The sequence below is a fragment of the Flavobacterium cerinum genome, assembly GCF_024496085.1.
Taxonomy (GTDB): Bacteria; Bacteroidota; Bacteroidia; order Flavobacteriales; family Flavobacteriaceae; genus Flavobacterium; species Flavobacterium cerinum_A.
Genome location: NZ_CP101751.1, coordinates 2,148,487 through 2,170,505, shown reverse-complemented (window position 1 = coordinate 2,170,505; position 22,019 = coordinate 2,148,487). Strand labels below are relative to the sequence as shown.

The window sequence follows — 22,019 nt, the reverse complement described above, 5'->3', positions numbered from 1 at the left end:
CAGACCTTTTAAGAAATGTTAAATTTTCAATTAAAATAATACTATTAAATCAATGCTTTTTTCTCTGATTTCAGGTTTCTTTTGTCCTTTCGAATATCACTTAAAAACCTCATAATCAAACACAAACAACCCTATTCATATGCTGTATCGTAATAAATAAAACTATTTTTTCAAAAAAACAGCCTCTTTATTACCTGTTAATTTCCATTGTTCTTTCACTGACAAGCTTATTTTATTCATCATTTCTTATTCAATTGTTTTAACGTTACACCAATTAATAAATCGTTAGTAATAGTACTATTTGTACTTGTTTTTCCCTACATAGCTTTTTCTGAACTCATCTAATTTTTTAGGATTCCTGTTAATTAACCGTTCATTTAATGCAATTTCAATATCTGACATCCGATAAAGACATTTCCCTCTTAATTTAGTATAAGGTAATAACTCATCTTTACGCAAACGCTGCAATGTTTTCGTACTAATATGGAACAGTTGACATACGTCATAATTGTCCATCCATATTTCATCCTGATCTTTAACTGGTTTCGGTTTATTCCCTGTTATATATTCTTCTATTCTTTCAATTTTAGCTAACAGTTCCCGATACACTTTACTCTCTAAAGTAACTATTTCCATAATTCCTGTGTTTTTAAAAAATCTCTTTCTCTTTTCTATTCATAAAACTAGCTTAATTACTTATCCTTAGTAACCTTACTGACCTTTTCTGAACATGTTTTGACCATTAATTCCCGATTTTGAAACTCTCATTGTATAATTATATCGTTATGATCCTATATGAAAAACAGTTCACTCCTTTTATAATTATCAATAAATAAGAATCCTAACATTGGTTATTCCGTTAATTTTGATTAAATTGAATACGTTTTTATTTGATTGTAACTCCAAATTCTATTCATATGAACTGTTTTTTCAAAAAAGAATTCCGGCTTTTTAGTATTCAGCACTGTTTGAGTTTCGCTTTACTTTTAATTTTTCTACTCCCCAAAGATCTTACTGCCTGTACAAGATTAGTATATAAAGGTCCTAACAATACTGTTATTACAGCCCGATCTATGGACTGGAAAGATGATATTCCGGCCAATCTATGGATTTTCCCCCGTGGTATGGAACGCAATGGAGAAGCAGGAAAAAACTCATTGCTTTGGAAGTCTAAATATGGTAGCTTAATTACAAGTGCTTATGATATTGCAACAACAGACGGTATGAACGAAAAAGGTTTAGTTGCTAATGTTTTATGGCTTGTTGAATCCAAATACCCGACTTATAATCAAAATGGGAAACAAAAAGGTCTTGCGATTTCAGCCTGGGCACAATATGTTCTTGATAATTTTGCTTCTGTAAATGAGGCTGTTTCAGAATTAAGCAAAGAGCGTTTTGTGATTGTATCCGATTTTATTCCGGGTACCGATAAATTCACTACACTTCATTTATCAATTTCTGATGTTTACGGTGATAATGCTATTTTCGAATATATTGACGGTAAACTAGTGATCCATCATGATCCTACTTATACGGTAATGACCAATTCTCCTATATTTGAAGAACAATTGGCATTAAACAACTATTGGAAAAGTATTCCGGGTAATATTATGCTTCCGGGTACTAACCGGGCCGCTGATCGTTTTACCCGGGCAAAATTTTATTTGAGTGCTATTCCACAAACGGATGACAACCGAATAGCAGTGGGAAGTGTTTTAAGCGTGATTCGAAATTGTTCTGTTCCTTTCGGAATTTCTTCTCCGGAAGAACCAAATATTTCTTCCACCCGCTGGCGTTCGGTTTCCGATCAGAAACATCTGGTTTATTATTTTGAAACCGTTCTAACTCCCAATACTTTTTGGGTTGACTTAAAAAAAATAGATTTTAACGAAAAAGCACCAGTCAAAAAACTTAGTGTCCAAAATCAGGAAACCTATTCCGGTAATGCTCTGGAACATTTTAAAAATGCACCACCTTTTGTTTTTGCCGGTATACAATAAGAGAAAAAGCATATTCAAATGAATATGCTTTTTCTCTTATATAAATTCATGATTAATACACAATCCATTTTTTACCGACTTTAAAATCAGTATGCATCACTTCAACCCAATATATCCCTTTACTCAAAACACCGTTGGTTACTATTCTGCATTCATCCGAATATAGGTTAATTTGTTTCTCCATAATATTATTTCCGATACCATCATAAATTCTAACGATTAACGGATTATTCCCATATGATTCTATTCCGGTCAATCTGATATTTATCGCATCACCATATGACGGATTGGGATAAATGATCAAATCAACTTCCGGATTGTTAAACGATCTATTTGAAAGCGTATTATCCCGTTTAAAAAATTTCCATATCTCTTCGGTATAGGAAATATCGTTAATCCCTTTTTGTAGCCATTCATGCCCTCCGTTATTTACTCTATATAATACCAACTCCGAATCATTGAAATCACTGGTATATTTATAATAATCTACAGTTAAATTATCCGGTTTAATATCCGGTAAAAGGATATGTTCAGGTAAAAAATTTCCGAGATTATTGGTGTTCCAAAATTGAATCATATCCTCTACATTTAATCCGAAAAAATTGTCGTCATATCCAACAACAAGATCACTCGTCCCATGAAAATGAGCTATTGAAACCGGACGTCCGGGCTTATCGTCCGGAATCGGCAAAATCTCATTACCGATAGTACCCGCGACAGAAGCAAACGCTTTTATCTTATCATTTAATTCCAGTGCAAGTTTTTGAGTCATGAAACCGCCCAAGGAAAAACCAAAGGCAAATACATTATCCGGATTCACGGCATATTCTACCGATAATTTATCTATTAAGAAACGAATATATCCGACATCGTCAATGTCTTTATTCAATTCCAGGTCAAAAGTAGCCGGGCTCGCACCGGCGTTCCATGCCGGTCCAAAACCTAGAAGTGAATCATCGATTCCCTGTGGACAAACTACAATAATATTATCATTATCAGCAATACTATCTATTGCGATCAGATTGCTAAACGCTGTCATATTGCCTCCTAACCCATGAAAACCAAAAACTAAAGACAAGGGTCTGTCAGAAAGTCCGGAAGGGACATATATTCTGTACTGCCGATCAAGAGAGTCAAACTCAATAGCAACATTTTGCCATTGTGCCATAACCGGCAATGCTACTACAACTAAAATAAAAGTAATTATTCGCTTCATACCTATCTGTTTATAAATTAGTAGCTAAATTTTCAAAATATAGTTCAGTTTATATCAGTGCTGCACTTTTTTTCATTTAAAATGAATCTTTTTTCCTTGTTTAACCCAATAGGTTATCAGCCGCATTTCTGATACTATAATCAATTCATCTTCTCCTTTTTTTCAATCATCTACCAGAGGTACTTATTGAAATCCATTATCTTCTTAACAATTACATCACGTATACTATAATTACATGAAAAGTCAAATTATTCGCGTTACGTCTACCGAAACAGACAAAAACATCTCATTTCATTTAACAAATAATTTAAACCGGTAACATTATGTTTAATAAAGAATAACCTACAGGTTACCATAACACAATCTTAGAAACGGTCATTTTTAACTGATAGCTTATATGTTTGTATTGTATTGATAATCAATACAACAACCAAATCTTTTAATTTATGAAAACACATTTACACAAGACATTTGGCAATGCCTGTCTGCTGTTCACGTCTTTATTGGCAACGACAGTAATGTGGGGTCAGGTTACTTTGCCCGGAACCTCTCCCTATTCGGAAAATTTTAACACCACACCTGGTACTACCGGGACTTCTTATCCTACAGGATGGAGCTCTTATAACGGTACGGCTGTGGATAATGCCATGACAGTAGGTAATGCCGCGTCAACTTCCGGAGCCAACTACAACTACGGTTCAAAAATCGGAATCTTAGGATCAGGAAGTGCTTTCGCTCCGGGATCTATTGTATTACGATTAACGAATACAACCGGAAAAAGCGGATTAAAAATTTCTTATGATGTAATCAAAATCAGAGAACAGGCCCGTAGTAATTCATTTGATCTTGAAATCAGTACTACATCTGCTACCAGCGGTTTTACACCTGTAGCCGGTGGTGCATATGCATCCGGTTCATTGGCAGAAGGTACAGTTACCAATTATACTGATATCGATCTTTCTGCAATCAACAATCTTAGCGGAAACGTATGGATTCGTTGGAAATATGATGAAATCAGCGGATCCGGAAGTCGTGACGGTATTGCTTTAGACAATGTTGTTCTTTCGTGGGGTGCTGATGCGCCAACTGTAACTACTGTTGCTGCATCTGCTATTGCTGCTGCATCTGCTACACTTAACGGAACTGTAAATGCTAACGGAACTACAACGGCTGCTTCATTTAACTGGGGTATTTCTTCGGCTTACGGAAACAGTATTGCTGCTACTCCTTCTTCTGTTAGCGGAACAACGGTAACAGGAATCAGTGCTGCATTAAATTCCTTATTACCTAATACACAATATTATTTCAGAGCGGTTGGAATTTCAGGAAGTACAGTTACTAACGGTACGGGTTCTAATTTTTATACAGCTGCTAACACTCCAGGGTTGTTAACTGTAAACAATCCCGGAATCTACACATTAGACATTACTGTTACTACTACATCTCAAAACAGTAATCCGGCAGTTACTACCTATGCTATCCGTGAAACTAACGGCAGTTATGTACAAGCTAACGGTACTTTAGGTGTAAATCCGGTATGGAGAACAGCTGCACAATGGGGTACAATTACTGTAACCGGTCTGGCTGACAATACACCTTATACTTTTAGTGCAAAAGCCAGAAATCAGGCTACTCCTGCCTTAGAAACTTCTTTTGGTCCTGATGCTACTCAAAGTACTTTAGTAAATACTTTACCAACTTTAACTGTAGGTAATATCCGTGCTTTCGGAGAAGTTTGTGTAAACCAGTTCTCAAATACAAGTAACTTTACTGTTGAGGGAATCAACCTGACTACTGATGCTGTAGTTGTTGGTCCTTTAGCCGGTTTTGTATTCTCTGAAACCGAAACAGGAACATATACCGCTTCTGTATCTATTGCTCAAACCGGCGGAACTTTCTCTAAAACCGTATATATCCGTTTTGCTCCGGTTGATGCTATTGCTTACAGCGGAAATATTGCCATCGTTGGCGGAGGTGCTCCGGCTGTTACAATCAGTGCTTCAGGAACCGGAATCAACACTTTATCTTCTATTACTACAATCGAAGCCGGTGCTTTAAGTGCTGCAACTGCAAAAGTTACTTCTGAAGTAAGCATTGAAGGTTGTTCTACAGTAACTGAAAGAGGTATTGTTTACAGTACTTCAGCTAACCCTTTAATTGGCGGAACAAATGTAATCAAGGTAACGGATGCCGGAACAGGTATCGGAAACTATACAACCAGCTTATCCGGTTTAATCGGAGGTACAGTATATCATACAAAAGGATATAGTGTAAATAACGGCGGTGTTACTTACGGTCAGGAATTAACATTTACTACTGATCCGGTTATTGCTCCTGTTGCTACAGATGCTACTAACATTACACACAATAGTTTTACAGCTAACTGGGATGCTTCAGCAGGTGCAGCAAGCTACCGTCTTGACGTAAGTGAGTCAGCTACTTTTGGTTCTTCAGCTCCGGCTACTGATCTTTTCTTCTCTGAATATGTAGAAGGTACTTCAACAAATAAATATGTAGAAATTTTTAACGGTACCGGTGCTAGTGTTGATTTATCAAACTACCGTGTACGTTTATATTCTAACGGTAGCAGCAGTGCTTCAGGTTCTGCAAACGATGTTCAATTATCAGGAACTTTAGCAAACGGCAGTACAGTTGTATTACGTAATTCAGGTGCTTCAATCTATTCAGGAACTGCGACTGTGGTTGCTTCTGTTAACTTCAACGGAAATGATGCTGTAGCTTTATATAAAATTTCAACAGCTTCTAACGTAGATATCATCGGAAGAATCGGTCAGGATCCGGGATCAGCCTGGACAAGCGGTTCATTATCTACAATGGATCAGACATTAGTACGTAAAGCTTCTGTTATCGCTGGTGTAACTGTAAATCCAACTTCTGGATTCCCTACATTGGCTACTGAGTGGGATGCATTACCTTTAAATGATGTATCGAATTTAGGAACTCATACTTTCGACGGTATCGCTCCTTCTTTCCTTGCCGGATATGAAAACGTAACTGTAAACAATACACAATTCAATGTAACCGGATTAACTCCTGAAAAACACTACTACTACCGTGTAAGAGCTGTTGCCGGTAATACAAGCGGAAACTCTAACACAATTGAGGTTTTAACTATTGCTAACACTCAGCCTACATTTACAGTAACGGAATTAGCGAACTTCGGTGAAGTATGTGCTAATGGCTTAAGTACTGTAAAAAATATGACTGTTTCCGGTATCAACCTTACAACTGACAATATCGAAGTTGGACCGGCTGCCGGTTTCACTTTTGCTACTGATGCAGCAGGACCATTTACTGCTACACTTACGTTAACACAAACCGGAGGAACATATTCTCAAATAGTATATGTACGTTTCGAACCGACAACTGCTACTGTTTATAACACTAACGTAACTATTGCCGGTGGTGGTACTTCTATTACTACTGTAGCCAACGGAACCGGTGTAAACAAAGCTGCTGTTGTAGCTACAAATACAGCTGAAGTATTATCTGCTTATGATGCTAACGTTACCGGAGAAGTTACCGATGAAGGATGTTCTCTTGTAATTGAAAGAGGTATTCTTGTGAGTAGCAACCCTTCACCTGTGATCGGAGGAACGGATGTAATTGCTTATTCCGATTCCGGAACGGGAATCGGAGCTTATACTGTAAATGTTTCTGATTTATTCGGAGGAACACTTTACTACACTCGTTCTTACGCTATAAACGACGGAGGTACCAGCTATGGTCAGGTATTGACATTCACTACAAATCCGGTTCCGGCTCCTGTTGCTACTCCTGCTACTGCTGTTACTGCTAATAGCTTTACTGCAAACTGGGATGAGGTTTTCGGAGCAATGAGTTACCGTGTTGACGTAAGTGAGTCGCCAACATTTGGTTCAACTGCAGCTGCTACTGATTTATTCTTCTCTGAGTATGTTGAAGGTTCTTCTACAAACAAATATTTAGAAATCTACAACGGTACAGGTGCTGCTGTAAATTTATCAGACTACCGTGTACGTCTATATTCTAACGGAAGTACAAGTGCTTCAGGTTCTGCAAATGATGTTCAATTATCAGGAACTTTAGCTAACGGTAGTACAATCGTTATTCGTAATTCAGGAGCTTCTATCTACTCCGGTTCTGCTACTGTAGTTGCTTCTGTAAACTTTAACGGTAATGATGCTGTAGCTTTATACAAAATTTCTACAAATTCAAACGTAGATATTATCGGAAGAATCGGTGAAGATCCGGGAGTAGCCTGGACAAGCGGTTCATTAACTACTGTTGATAAAACTTTAGTACGTAAAGCATCTGTTATTGCTGGTGTAACTGTAAATCCAACTTCAGGATTCCCTACATTGGCTACAGAATGGGATGTATTACCTATGAATGATGTAACGAACTTAGGTACGCATACTTTCTCTGGTTCAACTCCTTCTTTTGTTCCCGGATATGAGAATGTTGCTACTAACGGTGTTAATCTTCCGGTATCCGGATTATTACCAAACAAAAACTACTACTACAGAGTAAGAGCTGTTGCCGGTAATACTAGTAATAATTCTAATGTAATTGCGGTTACAACTACTGAAATCGTTGCTAAAATGGGTGAAAACCTTACTTTAGGTCAACCGGTAAATGCTATCTCGGTTTACAAACAAAACAATGTAATCAACCTTGTATCTTCTGTTGATGCAATCCAATCTGTAACCATATTTGATCTTTCCGGAAAAGTATTGTTCAACGGAGACAATTACAATACTGCTGTTATTGCAATCGATAAATTGAACAGCAATAATCAGGTAATTATTGTAAGAACTGTAACAGTTAACAACGAAGTGAAAACGCTGAAAATGGTTTTCTAATTCCGAATAACTTCTTTTAATTAAGGGCTGACTTTCAAGGCAGCCCTTTCTTTTTATATGTAAATGACAGTGATCCTCTCTTAAAAACAGGCTTATTTCCCTCTTATAATTAAACGCTTTCTTTATTTTTAAAACCTAATATTTATCATGTTTTAGTAAAAAAACCTGCCTTTATTTTGTGGAAAATCACACAAAACATGTATTACTGGAAAAAATTAACAGTTACAGAACGACAAACTCGCATTCAGCGGGCATTGGCAGAAAATGTTGACTTTTCAAAAGATGCTTCATTAGGTTATCCGGCGTCTAAATTGGATGGAAAAGTATTTTACGAAGAAGCACCGTTTTTAAAGGATGCTCCTATGTTGCAATCGTTTGTAGCCAATCCGAATCATATCGGATGTCATACATTTGGCACTTCCGAAAAAGCTTTTAAAGGAACTCAGGAAATTGAACGCGAAGTACTTGATATAATTGCTGTTGATATATTTCACTCCGATCCGGAACATTTTGACGGTTATATAGCGCCCGGAGGAACCGAAGCGAATATACAGGCGTTGTGGATTTATCGAAATTATTTTATGAATACAGTGGGAGCCCAACCAAATGAAATCGCAATTCTGGCTTCGGAAGACACCCATTATTCTATTCCAAAAGGTGCAAATCTACTAATGATCGATTGGTTAAAAGCTCCTGTGGATTTTCTAACCCGGTCAATCGATGTATCCCTTCTGGACAATTTACTTACTACAGCCAAAAATAACGGAAAGAAATATTTTATTGTAGTTGCTAATATGGGAACAACCATGTTCGGTTCAGTAGACAATCCGGATGTTTACACTAATGCGCTGGAAAAACAACAATTGGATTACAAACTACATATTGATGCGGCATACGGCGGTTTTGTTTATCCGTTTAGTAATGCTGCCTCTACTCTTGATTTCCGTAATCCGAAAATAAGTTCTGTTACTATCGATGCGCATAAAATGCTTCAGGCACCCTATGGAACCGGTATTTTTATTTGTCGTAAAGGACTTATTCAAAATGTACTGACTAAAGAAGCCGAATATGTAGAAGGTCTTGATCTTACGCTTTGCGGAAGTCGCTCCGGCAGTAACGCTGTTGCTGTTTGGTTAATCCTTTCTACTTACGGTGCTCACGGATGGTTTGAAAAAGTATCCATATTACAGATGCGTACAGCATGGTTATGTCAACAACTGGATTTACTTGAAATAACCTATTTCAGAGAACCGTTTATGAATATTGTAACCATTCAGGCTGCCTATATTCCGGAACCGATAGCAAACCGTTATAATCTGGTTCCGCAAAAACACGATGCTTCTAATCAATGGTATAAAATTGTTGTGATGGATCACGTGGAAATTGACCATCTGACCGCTTTTATTACTGAATTACAGGATGCTGCCATTATGAATGAAATTTTATTATAGAGCCATAATAAAAGAAAAGCGCATCCGATTATACTGCTAATCGGTGCGCTTTTAAATTTTTTTGATGTTTAATAACTAATAACAGTCAGTCAATATTTGATCATGTGATTGGTAATAGCCCAATTCCACATTATTTTGTTCGCTACAGATTACTTCAAGTAAAGCGGTTACGTTTTGTTGCATTGCCAATGATCCGCAAATCATGATCACGCCACCGGATTTTAAAGTTGCTGCTATAAATTCCGAATCCCGTGCCAATAAATCTTTTACATATTGTTTTTCTCCTTCTCGCGAATAAGCAATATGCACTTCTTTTAATTGTAGTTTGCTAAGGTATCCGTCTATACTTTCGTTGTACAATGCAAAAGAAGCTTCTCCTCTAAAACCACAGTATAAATAACAATCGGCATTTTTATTTTCGTCCAGCATTCCTAAAAACGGAGCAATTCCGGTTCCGTTTGAAATCATGATTACTTTACGGGCTTTTTCCGGGAAATGAAAATGTTCATTTTTGGAAATTCGGCCTTTAAAGGTCTCTCCTACTTTTAAGTGGTATAAAAATGATGATCCTAATCCATCGGTATGTAATTTGACACTCAACTGTAAATTATGATTCACTTTTCCGACCGAATAAAGTCGTTCACGATGATCATTCGCAGGATAAATAGCCAGTAGATCACCCGATCGGAATCTTTGTTTTTTATTTGGTTTAAGTTGAATCAGGAAAGCACCGTCGGTATGAGCCAATTCTGTTTTTGAAACTACGGTAAACGATTGTAATTGTTTTGGTTTTAGTTTAAAATCCGGTATCGGTTCTGAAAACGGAATAGCTGTAGTTTGTGACCATAAATTCATCCAACGTTGGAAATCATCCGGTGACTTATCATTCACTGTATGGATATCCAATAAAGGTTGTGCCCAGGTTTGCAAATTAAGTGTATTATTAATGTCATACGCAAACTTGCAGAAATCCGGATAGGATCTGGAACCAAAACCTAAAACCGAAAACTGAACGTTTTGCTGTTGTGGGAACTTTTCCAATAATGACAGGAATTTTGAAGCATTCGTAGGAGCATCTCCCAAACCATATGTTGCCGTTATCAAAATCAATTGTTCTGCATTAGGGAAAACGGTATAATTATTCATTTCGGTGATATAGGACTTTTCACCCTGCTTTAGTAATTGTTGCTGTAATGCATTCGCAAAGCGGAAAGTTGTTCCGTTTTCAGATCCGACCAAAATGATAAACCGGCTTTCATCTCCTTTAAATTTATTACGGATTCGGTTACCACGTCTTTTTAATGTAATAACAAAACCGGAATAGATAAAAAACAGGATATTAGCGGCGGCTATTGCCAAAATAACGGCCCAAACGGCACTCGACCGCCCGGTATGTAATGTAAGACTCAAATTGGAAAAAATGGTCGCCTTAGAATAGGAGATCTCACTTAGAATATCACCGGTAATCTGATTGACAACCAGTTCCTTATCTTTTAATTTAAATGTATAGTAATCTTCTACATCCTCCGAAAAAGGAAATTCTATCGATTGCACTTCGGATAACGGCATATTTTTAAACACCTTAAAATCAGCTGGTTTTCCGGCCGGTTCTGATCGGATAGCATCAAAATCAATCTTATGTGTAATCTTGGTATCCGATGGTACTAATTCAAATCGAACCAGTGACAGATAGGTTCCGGTTATTGTAATAATTAAAATCGGAATCAGTGTTAATCGTCCCAGCACCACATGATAATACTGAGCAAAATTCTCTTTTATGATACGCTGGAAAAAACGTTTAATTCCGCGTTGTCGTTGTATCACTAAAACGGTTCCTGAAGTGGCGATAAGAAAAAGTAAAAAAGCAGTTATACCTATAAAAATCCGACCGGTTTCATGTAAAAAAAGAGAACGGTGTAACGTGGTTACCCATTGAAAAAAGGCATTTTCTTTTGGAACTGTCCCTAATGATTTTCCGGTTTTGGGATTTACATAAATCGTAGTATCATTTCCGTTATCATCAATTACTTTAGCGATAACAAACTGATTCGCATCGATCGTTACATCTGTAATTTCGGCATATTCCTTTTTTAGTACCGGAATCATTTCTGCCACGGTGATTTGGTTAAAATCACCTTCGCGATACGGTTGTGTTTTTTGTAAAACGGGTTCAAAAGCAAGAACAATTCCCGTTATTGAGGCTAGTGCTATAAAGAGAAAAGAAGATACAGCCAAAGTTAAATGGCTGTATCTCCATATAGAGATGGTCATATTTCCTGTTGTTAATTCGGACTAATACGTACGTAACGGATATATCCCGTACCTTCATTTTTACCGGACAGGTTAGCGGTTGTCAAAGGAAATTCAATATCCTTAACGCGATATTCCTGATTTTCCACAGCGGTTTCAAAACGAAGACTGTATCCGGCATCAATCTTAGCATTTTCCAATTCCAGTACTGTTATACTTCTTTCACCTCCTGATACGGATGCTCCTGTAATTGCACTGATATTAGACGGTTTTTTAGAATGAAATTTATACCATTCTTTAATGTCCTTGTACCATTTTTTATCATCACCCATCACATAAAGCGTTTTTTCATAAGCGCCTTTCGGATCAATTAACGATACAACAATATACGCTCCTTCTCCCGGATAGTTCGTCATCTGAACCATACATTTATATTTAGAAGATCCGCTTTTTTGTGCCATCATCGTAAGTCCGGAACCAAGGGTTAAAGCCAGAGCCAAGGCAATTTTATACCAGTTTTTCATGTTTTTATTTTAAGAAATCGATAGCTACTTTATTTTTAGTCAATGCTTCATTTTCAGAAGCCAGGTCAAATGCAGTTTCTTTAAATTCGGTTACCGCACTTTTTTTAGCACCAAGATTAATCAGGTGCTTTAAGATCGTATCATCCTGAGCGATCAAAGCTGCTTTGTGCAAGGCAGTCATTCCTTCTTTATTTTTACTGTTGATGTCAACATTATAACTTTCGACAAGTTTAATTAACGATATATCATTTTTAGCTACAGCCATATGATACAACGTATTTCCGTTTTTCTGAGGTGCTGCAACATTTATACCTGTTTGTTCCAATGTTTTTAATTTCGCCTGGAACATTTCTGCTTTTTGTGGTGTATACGATTGCATCAGGTAAGCCACTACGTTATCCCCGGCTGCATCAACCGCTTTAACATCAGCTCCTTTATTTAATAAGATACGAACTACTTCAGGAGAATTGTAACGCACTGCCAATGCCAATGCTGCCTGTCCTTTTTTATTCGCCTGATTGATATCTTTAACCATCGGCAATAAGATATTGATTACTTCAACATCACTATTACTCGCAGCAGCATTCATAAATGCAGTAGTTCCTTCTTTATCCGGTTGGTTTACATCTACACCTTTAGAAAGGAAATATTTAATAATTTCACCTTGTTTGTCTTTTCTTACGATCGCATGTAATACCGTTTCTCCGTTTTTCCCGATAGCCGTCGGCTTAATTTTCAACTCTTCCAGAAACTGGTAAACATCCAGTGTATTAGCAGTGCTACGAGTACCCTGACTGGCAAAAATCATAGCATTATCATTAAACTTCACTCCTTTTTTTAATAACGCTTTTAACGTAGTGATATTCCCTGTTCTGGCTGCATAATTAAAAGCTGTATTACCGTTTGCATCGGTACTTTTAAGATCCAGTCCTTTAGTCGTAAAATAATCGATTAACGTAAAATCCTTATCATAAGCAGCGATCAAAAGAAGTGCATTAGCTCCTTCATGATCTAGGTCCTTTTTAAGGTTAGCTCCGTTTTTAAGACACAGGTCATATACTTTTGTATTGGCTTGTCCTGAAGCAGCAGCGAAATTTAATACCGTATAGCCTTTATCATCTTTTAAATCGGTTTTTGCTCCTTTGCTTAACAAATATTCCATCAACTCGATGTTTCCTTTATAAGCGGCCCAAAAAAGATAGGTTCTTCCGTCGTGTGTAAGCTTATTAACATCATTACCATCCTGTGACAACAGGAATTTAATTGCATCATTAGAAGCCTGTTCCGTTATAGCAAACACTACCGGATCAAAAGCATTACTATTAAGTTGTGACGGGTTTCCTCCTTTTTGGATTTCCGATTTGATTTTAGTAATATCCGGATTGGTTTTCCAGAATGATCTTTCTAAAAATACATTTTGTTGCGCGTGTAGCGTTACAGAAGCAAACATTACCGAAGCGATAAATAGCTGTTTTATGTTTATAGTCATGATAATTTGGTTTTACACCTGTTCTTTGCAAGAACGCTTGCAAATTCAAGGTCGGGCAAAATTAATAAGAATCATTCTAAATAAAAAGCTAAATTATCACAAAATGCAGATTAAAACGCTTGCGGAGTTTATCAACGTACTATTATTTATTTCCTACGATAAAATAGGCCAGACTTCCCAAAACCGGAAAGGCAAGTATCAGTATACACCAGATAATTTTTCTATCCGATTCCAATCTCGATTTACTTAATCGAAACAAGCTGAAAATGATAAATGCAATCAAAAACAGCAGGAACAATTGCCAATAGAATACATCCATTTCTTTAATTTTAAATAGTAATAAATCATTCACAAATAATCTTTTTATTCTATGTCTTTTAAATATGTCGTAAAAAAAGCGAATGATGTATGTCCTCCATATTTACTAAGTGAAGGACTAAATCTTCCTTTAGTTATCATTCTACACCTATAAACTGTAACAGTTCCTTCGAAAAATAAATTATAATTTAAAATTCCTTCCACAGTTAGGTCATAAGGCGCCCCTCGATCTGCATTAAAATAAAAAAAACTTTGATTATAGGACACTCCTAATGTAAAACCTGTAATATCCGTAAAAACATTGGTAATTGCATCTAATTGTCCTGCATCCAATAAACTTCTGCTATAATTAAAACTAAGATTCATATTCATATATAAAGCTCCACGAACCGGAAATTGTCCGGAATAATAACAATAATCAACCCAATCCCAGTCACGACCATACTTTATAGTAGTAGTATTACCCTGTACTGTATCCAACACAGGCAACAGCTCTTCTTCGTTTAAAATAGTATCTCTGGGAAATATCTTTTCTAAATCGTCTAATGACTTCAGAATAATACATTCATTAGGATTGATATCATCTGTAAACGATACCTCATCCGGATTTAACCCTAATTCTTTAAATTTTTCCAGTATCAATTCCTTTTTATAATTCTTCTCTTCTTCGCTTAAATCTCTCCTTACAATAATGGATTCATCAGAATTACACGAAACAAAAAGCAACACGGTTAAAAAACCGATTTTATACTTTTTCACAATAGTAATTACGCTCATATTCTCTTAATTTAAAAATGACAACACTCCCACTCCGTTAAAACATAACAGAAGTTACTATAAAACAATAATACAACCGTTTATGCTGTCATTACTGAACCCATTTTGTCCTTTTAATTTCCTCCTTCATCACTATCACAAAAAAATAAACCGCAGCAAATAGTACTATTTTACATAGCAACTATCCACTGCGGTTCTATACAATCTATCTGTATAAACTTTAGTATATCAGAACATCATTACAAATACAAATAAAAAGTACTTAATTCTCTTTCTCCGTATATTATTTATAGTGTTTACTGCTGGAGAGCAATTTCACCATTTGATCAAACTTCTGACGGTATTCTTCTGAAAATTCACCTTCCTGATCATATAATGCTTTTCGGGCAATCGGTACGCTATACGGTAATGTCCAAGCACGAAGTGATTTGGCTACAGCATCCATATTATTAATCCCGTTCATCGCATGACTTCCATCGGCCCAACAAACCAGTCCGATTGTTTTGTCTGTCAGATACGGCGTAAATTCTTTTGAACTGATTTCCAACCAGTCCAGGCAATTTTTCATTACTCCGGTCATCCCACCATGATATAGCGGTGTCATCCAAATATGAATATCGGCATTTCGAAATACGTTTGCCATCATTTCTACTGATTTCGGAACGGCGTTTAAGGTTACATCAAACAATGGAATTCCGGAATCCGACAAATTAAAGATTGTTACATTGGCACCGGCTGCTTCAAAACCGGTTTTGAAATAATCGGCAATTTTATGAGAGGTGGCATTTGATCTTCTTTCCAAAGCACCGTTAAATACGAGTACATTCATACATCACTTGTAATAGAGTTAATATTTCCGGATCACTTTCGGCAAACCGGGTTCGCCATACATCAATGTGGCTACTTTACCGGCCAACAAATTAGTTGCACAAATATACAACGCGTCCGGTATTTGTTCACTGGCTTTAAAAGCCACTTTTTTATTATAATAAAAAGACAAATCAGCATTTTCAACTGACTTTTCCCAAAGTTTTATCTGATGTTCTTTTTCAGTACCGAATATTACTGACATCGCATAAGGTTTTAATTTAGCTGCAACTAACATATAGACCCATTGCGGTATAATCGCATCAACCGAACAACGAACCGATACTGCTTTCCCGGAATAATCTCCCCAATTTACAGCATCCATTGCCGTTCTAAAACTTTTTTCCATAATGATCAGTTCCTCATACAGATAAGGACGAATATCAAAATCAGCAAAAGATACTATCGGACAATATTCCTGTAAATCCAGCCTTACGATTCCGGATGCCGTTACTTTATTTTCAATCGGACTATAATCATCTGTCATATTTCACTATAAAATGATCGTCACTGCTTACATTATTCCTGCGAATTTCGCACTAATCCTGTAAAAATACAATCGTTACTTTTTTATTATGCAGCAAATGTACTAATTTTGCCTAATAAACCAAATAATCACTTTGTTTATTATGAAAATTAAATTACCGGAACATGAACGGGCACTCTGGCTATTAAAAACAAAGGGACCACTATCGATCATTGCACTTGCAAAAGAGCTTGACGTTACTACAGAAGGCGCTCGTTTTAATATTTTAAAATTGGCTTCCGAAGGTTTAGTCGTTTCCGAATCGATCTCCAAAGGACGTGGCCGACCACAACAAATCTGGTCACTTACTCAGCTCGGTAATTCCCGTTTTCCGGATACGCATGCCGATTTAACGGTTAAGCTCATTCAGAAAACAAAAGAGATTTTAGGCGAAAAAGCGTTGGATGCGGTAATTGAAGCGCATACCAATGAGGTCAAAAACAAGTATATCGAAGCCGTTTCCGGTGTTGCTGATTTAGAAAAGCGAATACAAATACTCTCCGAAATCCGTAATAATGAAGGCTATATGGCCGGATACGTTCAGGAAGAAGATCACTTTATTCTTTACGAAAACCATTGCCCTATTTGCGCTGCCGCTGCGGTTTGTCAGGGCTTTTGCCGATCAGAACTGGAAACATTTCAGTCCGTATTAGGAAAAAAAGTTCAGGTAGAGCGCCTTGATCATATGCTATCCGGCGGCACCCGTTGTACCTATAAAATTACGGCAGAAAAAAAAGAGTAGCTATTTCGCCTTTTATCCGGAATTCTATAAAAAAATAAATATCGTATCTTTGCCGAAAATAGACACTGTATGAGCACTTTTGAGCAATTTAATCTTCCCAAATCCTTACAAAAAGCAATAGACGAAATAGGATTAACAACGCCTACTCCTATTCAGGAGCGTTCTTTCCCTGTAATTATGTCGGGACGCGATATGATGGGAATTGCCCAAACCGGTACCGGTAAGACTTTTGCCTATTTATTACCAATTCTAAAACAGTGGAAATTTACACCAACCCACACGCCTAAAGTGGTCATTATAGTACCAACCCGGGAATTAGTGGTTCAGGTAGCAGAAGAAGTTGAAAAACTATCCAAATACATGTCCGTCCGCGTATTGGGTGTTTATGGTGGTGTTAATATTAATACACAAAAAACATCCGTTTATGAAGGTGTGGACATTTTAGTCGGAACACCGGGTCGTTTAATGGATTTGGCGCTTGACAATGTAGTTCGTTTTGACGAAATGCAAAAACTGGTGATTGATGAATTTGATGAGATTCTGAATTTAGGATTCCGTTTTCAGATTACTTCCATCTTATCGATGATGAAACCAAAACGTCAAAATATCTTATTTTCAGCTACAATGACTGATGAGGTAGATGAGATTTTGGACGACTATTTCGATTTTCCGGAAGAAGTTTCATTGGCTCCATCCGGAACACCATTGGAAAAAATTCACCAAATCGGATATCATGTTCCTAATTTCCTGACCAAAGTCAATTTATTAAAACATTTATTGACGGAAGATGAAAGCCTGGAGCGTATTCTGGTGTTTGTAAACAACAAAAAAGTAGCCGACATCCTTATGGAGCATCTTGAAGAAGACTTTTCGGGTCAATTTGGGGTAATCCACTCTAATAAATCACAGAATTACCGTTTGAATACAATGGCCGAATTTCAGGAAGGTAACCTTCGCGGTATTGTAACAACTGATATTATGGCTCGTGGTTTGGATATTTCGGATATCACCCATGTTGTTAATATGCAGTTCTCAGAAGTTCCGGAACAATACATTCACCGTATCGGTCGTACCGGTCGTGCCGATAAAGAAGGTATCGCAATCAGTTTAATTGATCCGAAAGAAGAAGAATTCCAGGTAGAATCGGAATTATTGATGGAAAAAGAACTGGAAATGCTGGCAATTCCGGATGCGGTAAAAATTGAAGAAAAACGACTGGAATTTGAAAAAGAAAAACAAAAAGTAAAATTCCTTTTAAAAAGAACAAAACTAGACGGTGGCGGTGCTTATCACGACAAATCAGAAAAAAACAAAAAAGTAAATCTTGGTGGTCCCGGAAAACGTAATCCGCGAAAAACAAAACCGCGTAACCGGGCTGTCGAAAAAAACAGAGCTGCCAAAAGAAAAAAGAAATAATTGGTCTTAAAAGTAATGTCCAAAACTAAAAACTAATTACTATTTTTGACAAACATTAAAATACGATGCAATTTAAACACCCTGAAATTCTGTATTTCCTATTCGTATTGGTTATACCAATTCTGGTTCATTTGTTTCAATTGCGTCGATTTAAAAAAGAATACTTCACCAATGTCCGTTTTCTGAAAGAAGTCAGCATACAGACACGAAAGAGTTCCCAACTTAAAAAATGGTTGCTGTTATGTACCCGGCTATTGTTACTGGCCTGTTTGATTTTTGCTTTTGCCCAACCTTTTTTTAACGCAAAAGACACTAAAAACACAGGAAATGAAATGATCATCCTGCTTGATAATTCTTTTTCAATGCAGGCTAAAGGGAATCGCGGAGAATTATTAAAAAGAGCCGTACAGGATCTTCTTGAAAACACATCCGATAATCAACGTTTTTCATTACTAACCAATACCGAAGCTTTTTGGGATACCGACATTCGTTCGATTCAGAAAGAACTACAATCTTTATCGTATAGTGCGACTCCCTTCCGACTTGATTTTTTATTGAATAAGGTTGAAGCTAAAAAACAGGATGTACCTAAAGATATTGTTATCATTACCGATGCCGTAAACCAAAATACGCAAAGTACCGATAAACTTAACGATCAAAATCCGACCTATTGTATCATTCCAAAAGCGGAAAACAAAAACAACGCCAGTATTGACAAGGTTGTAATCAATCAGCACTCAGACGATTTTTACGAAATCAAAGTAGATGTCAGCGCTTACGGTGATCTGCAATCCGAAGTTCCGATGGCTGTTTATAACGGAACCAATCTGGTGGCCAAAACAGTGATTACGTTTGATAATCCCAAAAAATCAATTCTGTTTAATCTTCCAAGAAAAGATTTTCACGGTTATGTCGCTTTAGAAGACAACAGTCTTAACTATGATAATACCTATTATTTCAGTATATCCAAACCGGAAAAATCCAATGTGATGGCTATTGGCGAAGCTGATAAAAATGCTTTTTTATCCCGTATCTACACATCGGATGAGTTCAATTATAAAAGCACGGTTTTAACAACACTAGATTACAATACACTTGACAAACAGGATGCGATTTTACTTAATGAGTTAAAAGATATTCCACAAGCTTTAACCACAACATTAAAGGCTTTTTACGACAAAGGAGGTACAATTATTCTAATTCCGGCTGCGGAAACTTCCGTTCAGAATTTAACCGGTTTTTTAGGTAATTTCGGTATTTCTAAAATCGGACCATTACAAAACACATCCCGTCAGGTCACTAAAATAGCTTTTAATCATCCGTTATATCAAACCGTATTTGAAAAGAAAACCGATAACTTCCAGTATCCGAAGGTAAATACTTCCTTTACCGTCGGCGGGAATTCGGCCCGTATTTTAAGTTACGAAGACCAAAGTCCGTTCTTAAGTGCCGTAACCAACAAAATAGGAACTTTATACTTGTTTTCAGCTCCGATAAATAAGGCAAACAGTAATTTTCAGAATTCACCTTTAATTGTGCCTACATTCTATAATATGGCGCAAAACAATCCGAAAACCGGAATAGCTGAATTTACTATAGGTGACAATCAGAGCATGATACTGGACGTAATTTTATCGAAAGATGAAGTCGTAACGGTGAAAAATGAAAAATCCGATTTTATTCCGACACAACAAATTCTGAACAACAAGATTAAATTATCATTTGGCGATTACCCGGAACAATCCGGAAATTATGCCATCACCAAAGGCAATAACAGCTTAAAAAACATCAGCTTTAATCATGCCCGAACCGAAAGTGATCTGAGCTTACAAAACGAAAACATTTTTAATAAATATACCAAAACCGACTCTATTGCCACTGTTTACAACGATATTCATTCGACCCGAACAGCCAGTGAAGCCTGGAAGTATTTTATTATCGCAACACTACTATTTTTATTACTAGAACTACTGATCCAAAAATTCGTAAAATGAATGTAATTCTTAAAAACGCAACGATCATCGATACCGAAAGTCCGTATCACAATCAGAAAACGGACCTGAAAATTATCGATGGTATTATCCGTAATATTGGCCCGAATCTTTCAAATGAAGAGAATGCTACTGTTATCGAATTCGATAATCTTCATGTTTCTCAAGGATGGTTTGACAGTTCCGTATCACTTGGTGAACCGGGTTTTGAAGAAAGAGAAACAATTGCCAACGGTTTAAATGTGGCTGCCAAAAGCGGTTTCACTAATATTGCACTACAACCTAATTCGGCTCCGGTAGTAGACAATCAGACCGAAGTTAATTTTGTATTGTATAAAGCCAAAGATACCGCTACGCAATTACACCCAATAGGCGCATTGACCAAAAATAGTGAGGGAAATGACCTTGCTGAATTATTTGATATGACTAATGCCGGCGCTATTGCGTTCGGCGATTATAATAAAAGTCTGGACAATGCCAATCTGTTAAAAATCGGATTACAATACGCTCAGGATTTTAACGGACTTATTATTACTTATTGTCAGGATGAAAAAATAAAAGGGAACGGAGTCGTTAATGAAGGAATTGCCGGTACCCGATTGGGATTAAAAGGAATTCCGGCACTGGCCGAAGAAATTCATGTTGCCCGCAACCTGTTTCTGTTGGAATATACCGGTGGAAAATTACATATTCCCACAATATCCACAGCCAAATCCGTGTCTTTAATACGCGAAGCGAAAGCAAAAGGACTACAGGTAAGTTGTAGTGTCGCCGTCCATCATTTGGTTATGACCGATGAAAAATTATCCGGATTTGACACCCGTTATAAAGTTACGCCTCCGTTACGAGACGAAAAAGAAAGACAAGCATTAATTGCCGGTGTGATAGATGGTACTATCGACATGATTACTACCGATCATAATCCTTTAGATATTGAGCATAAAAAAATGGAATTCGACAATGCTAAAAACGGAACAATAGGCCTGGAAAGTGCTTTCGGAGCTTTATTAACTGTATTACCTGTCGATGTAATTATAACAAAACTTACCGCCGGTAAAAACACATTCGGTATCGAAAAGCATCCGATAAAAGAAGGTCATAAAGCCAGTCTGAGTTTGTTTACAACCGAAGGTAACTGGGAATTTACTAAAGAAAATATTCTTTCGAAGTCTAAAAATTCCGCTTTTCTCGGACAACCGATGAAAGGAAAAGTGTATGGAATTTACAACAACGAAAAATTAATCGTAAAGGAATAAAAAATGAAAAACAATGCAGATCAAAGCCGTACAGTTGCTATCATCAGCTATCTTACAATTATCGGAACAATTATCGCCTTAACAATGAACATGGAATCCAAAACCCGATTTGCCGGTTTTCATATTCGTCAGGCACTCGGAATCAATCTGACCTTTTATGTTTTGGCTTATTTTGTGGGTTATGCTGACAGTTGGATGGTTTCCTCTGCCTTTTTTATTTTCTTTTTTGTACTTTGGGCGTACAGCCTTGTGGGCGCTATTCAAAATGATATGAAAACGACTCCGATTTTAGGTGAATATTTCCAAAAATGGTTTAAAAATTTAGCATAAC

The 22,019-nt window shown here is 36.9% G+C and carries 17 protein-coding genes; 8 read left to right on the top strand and 9 right to left on the bottom strand.

Features of this window, described 5'->3' with window-relative positions:
- Positions 1–297 precede the first annotated feature (297 nt).
- Entirely contained in the window at positions 298–636 is a 339-nt protein-coding gene (locus tag NOX80_RS09700) for a helix-turn-helix domain-containing protein (RefSeq protein WP_256549576.1), read from the bottom strand.
- Positions 637–917: 281 nt separating this feature from the next.
- Here NOX80_RS09700 and NOX80_RS09695 point away from each other — a divergent pair, with 281 nt between their 5' ends.
- A complete protein-coding gene (locus tag NOX80_RS09695; RefSeq protein WP_256549575.1) occupies positions 918–2,000 on the top strand; it encodes a linear amide C-N hydrolase in 1,083 nt (360 codons plus the stop codon).
- Positions 2,001–2,052: 52 nt separating this feature from the next.
- Here NOX80_RS09695 and NOX80_RS09690 read toward each other — a convergent pair whose 3' ends face one another.
- A complete protein-coding gene (locus NOX80_RS09690) occupies positions 2,053–3,216 on the bottom strand; it encodes a T9SS type A sorting domain-containing protein (protein WP_256549574.1) in 1,164 nt (387 codons plus the stop codon).
- Positions 3,217–3,662: 446 nt separating this feature from the next.
- Between NOX80_RS09690 and NOX80_RS09685 the strand changes: the two genes are divergently transcribed.
- Both NOX80_RS09685 and NOX80_RS09680 read left to right on the top strand, forming a co-directional pair.
- Positions 3,663–8,081, top strand: a complete 4,419-nt coding sequence (locus NOX80_RS09685; protein ID WP_256549573.1) for a lamin tail domain-containing protein — start codon at positions 3,663–3,665, stop codon at positions 8,079–8,081.
- A 197-nt stretch (positions 8,082–8,278) separates the two neighbouring features.
- On the top strand, positions 8,279–9,532 hold the full coding sequence (locus NOX80_RS09680; protein WP_256549572.1) for a pyridoxal phosphate-dependent decarboxylase family protein: 1,254 nt from the start codon (positions 8,279–8,281) through the stop codon (positions 9,530–9,532).
- 75 nt (positions 9,533–9,607) lie between these two features.
- Here NOX80_RS09680 and NOX80_RS09675 read toward each other — a convergent pair whose 3' ends face one another.
- From NOX80_RS09675 to NOX80_RS09645, 7 genes are all read right to left on the bottom strand, one after another.
- Positions 9,608–11,803, bottom strand: coding sequence for a PepSY domain-containing protein (locus tag NOX80_RS09675; protein ID WP_256549571.1), 2,196 nt, complete (start codon positions 11,801–11,803; stop codon positions 9,608–9,610).
- 11 nt (positions 11,804–11,814) lie between these two features.
- Positions 11,815–12,306, bottom strand: a complete 492-nt coding sequence (locus tag NOX80_RS09670; protein ID WP_256549570.1) for a DUF2271 domain-containing protein — start codon at positions 12,304–12,306, stop codon at positions 11,815–11,817.
- A 4-nt stretch (positions 12,307–12,310) separates the two neighbouring features.
- Complete coding sequence (locus tag NOX80_RS09665; protein WP_256549569.1) at positions 12,311–13,795, bottom strand: ankyrin repeat domain-containing protein; 1,485 nt, start codon at positions 13,793–13,795, stop codon at positions 12,311–12,313.
- A gap of 142 nt (positions 13,796–13,937) precedes the next feature.
- Positions 13,938–14,147, bottom strand: coding sequence for a PLDc N-terminal domain-containing protein (locus tag NOX80_RS09660; protein WP_256549568.1), 210 nt, complete (start codon positions 14,145–14,147; stop codon positions 13,938–13,940).
- An 11-nt stretch (positions 14,148–14,158) separates the two neighbouring features.
- Positions 14,159–14,890, bottom strand: coding sequence for a hypothetical protein (locus NOX80_RS09655; RefSeq protein ID WP_256549567.1), 732 nt, complete (start codon positions 14,888–14,890; stop codon positions 14,159–14,161).
- 283 nt (positions 14,891–15,173) lie between these two features.
- On the bottom strand, positions 15,174–15,719 hold the full coding sequence (locus NOX80_RS09650; RefSeq protein WP_256549566.1) for an NADPH-dependent FMN reductase: 546 nt from the start codon (positions 15,717–15,719) through the stop codon (positions 15,174–15,176).
- 18 nt (positions 15,720–15,737) lie between these two features.
- The gene (locus tag NOX80_RS09645) at positions 15,738–16,244 is read right to left on the bottom strand and encodes a DUF2480 family protein (protein WP_256549565.1); all 507 of its coding nucleotides are present in this window, start codon (positions 16,242–16,244) and stop codon (positions 15,738–15,740) included.
- A gap of 142 nt (positions 16,245–16,386) precedes the next feature.
- Here NOX80_RS09645 and NOX80_RS09640 point away from each other — a divergent pair, with 142 nt between their 5' ends.
- The 5 genes from NOX80_RS09640 to NOX80_RS09620 all read left to right on the top strand — a co-directional run bounded on the left by NOX80_RS09640 (position 16,387) and on the right by NOX80_RS09620 (position 22,018).
- Positions 16,387–17,025 carry a helix-turn-helix transcriptional regulator gene (locus NOX80_RS09640; RefSeq protein ID WP_256549564.1) on the top strand — a complete coding sequence of 213 codons (639 nt, stop codon included), beginning with the start codon at positions 16,387–16,389 and terminating at the stop codon, positions 17,023–17,025.
- 69 nt (positions 17,026–17,094) lie between these two features.
- On the top strand, positions 17,095–18,441 hold the full coding sequence (locus NOX80_RS09635; RefSeq protein ID WP_256549563.1) for a DEAD/DEAH box helicase: 1,347 nt from the start codon (positions 17,095–17,097) through the stop codon (positions 18,439–18,441).
- A gap of 65 nt (positions 18,442–18,506) precedes the next feature.
- Positions 18,507–20,435: a vWA domain-containing protein gene (locus NOX80_RS09630; RefSeq protein ID WP_256549562.1), complete on the top strand. Its 1,929-nt coding sequence runs from the start codon at positions 18,507–18,509 to the stop codon at positions 20,433–20,435.
- Positions 20,432–21,688 (top strand): dihydroorotase, encoded by a 1,257-nt coding sequence (locus tag NOX80_RS09625; RefSeq protein ID WP_256549561.1) that lies wholly within the window; start codon positions 20,432–20,434, stop codon positions 21,686–21,688. Before NOX80_RS09630 ends, NOX80_RS09625 begins: the two co-directional genes overlap by 4 nt.
- 3 nt (positions 21,689–21,691) lie before the next feature.
- Positions 21,692–22,018, top strand: coding sequence for a hypothetical protein (locus tag NOX80_RS09620; RefSeq protein WP_256549560.1), 327 nt, complete (start codon positions 21,692–21,694; stop codon positions 22,016–22,018).
- Position 22,019 lies beyond the last annotated feature (1 nt).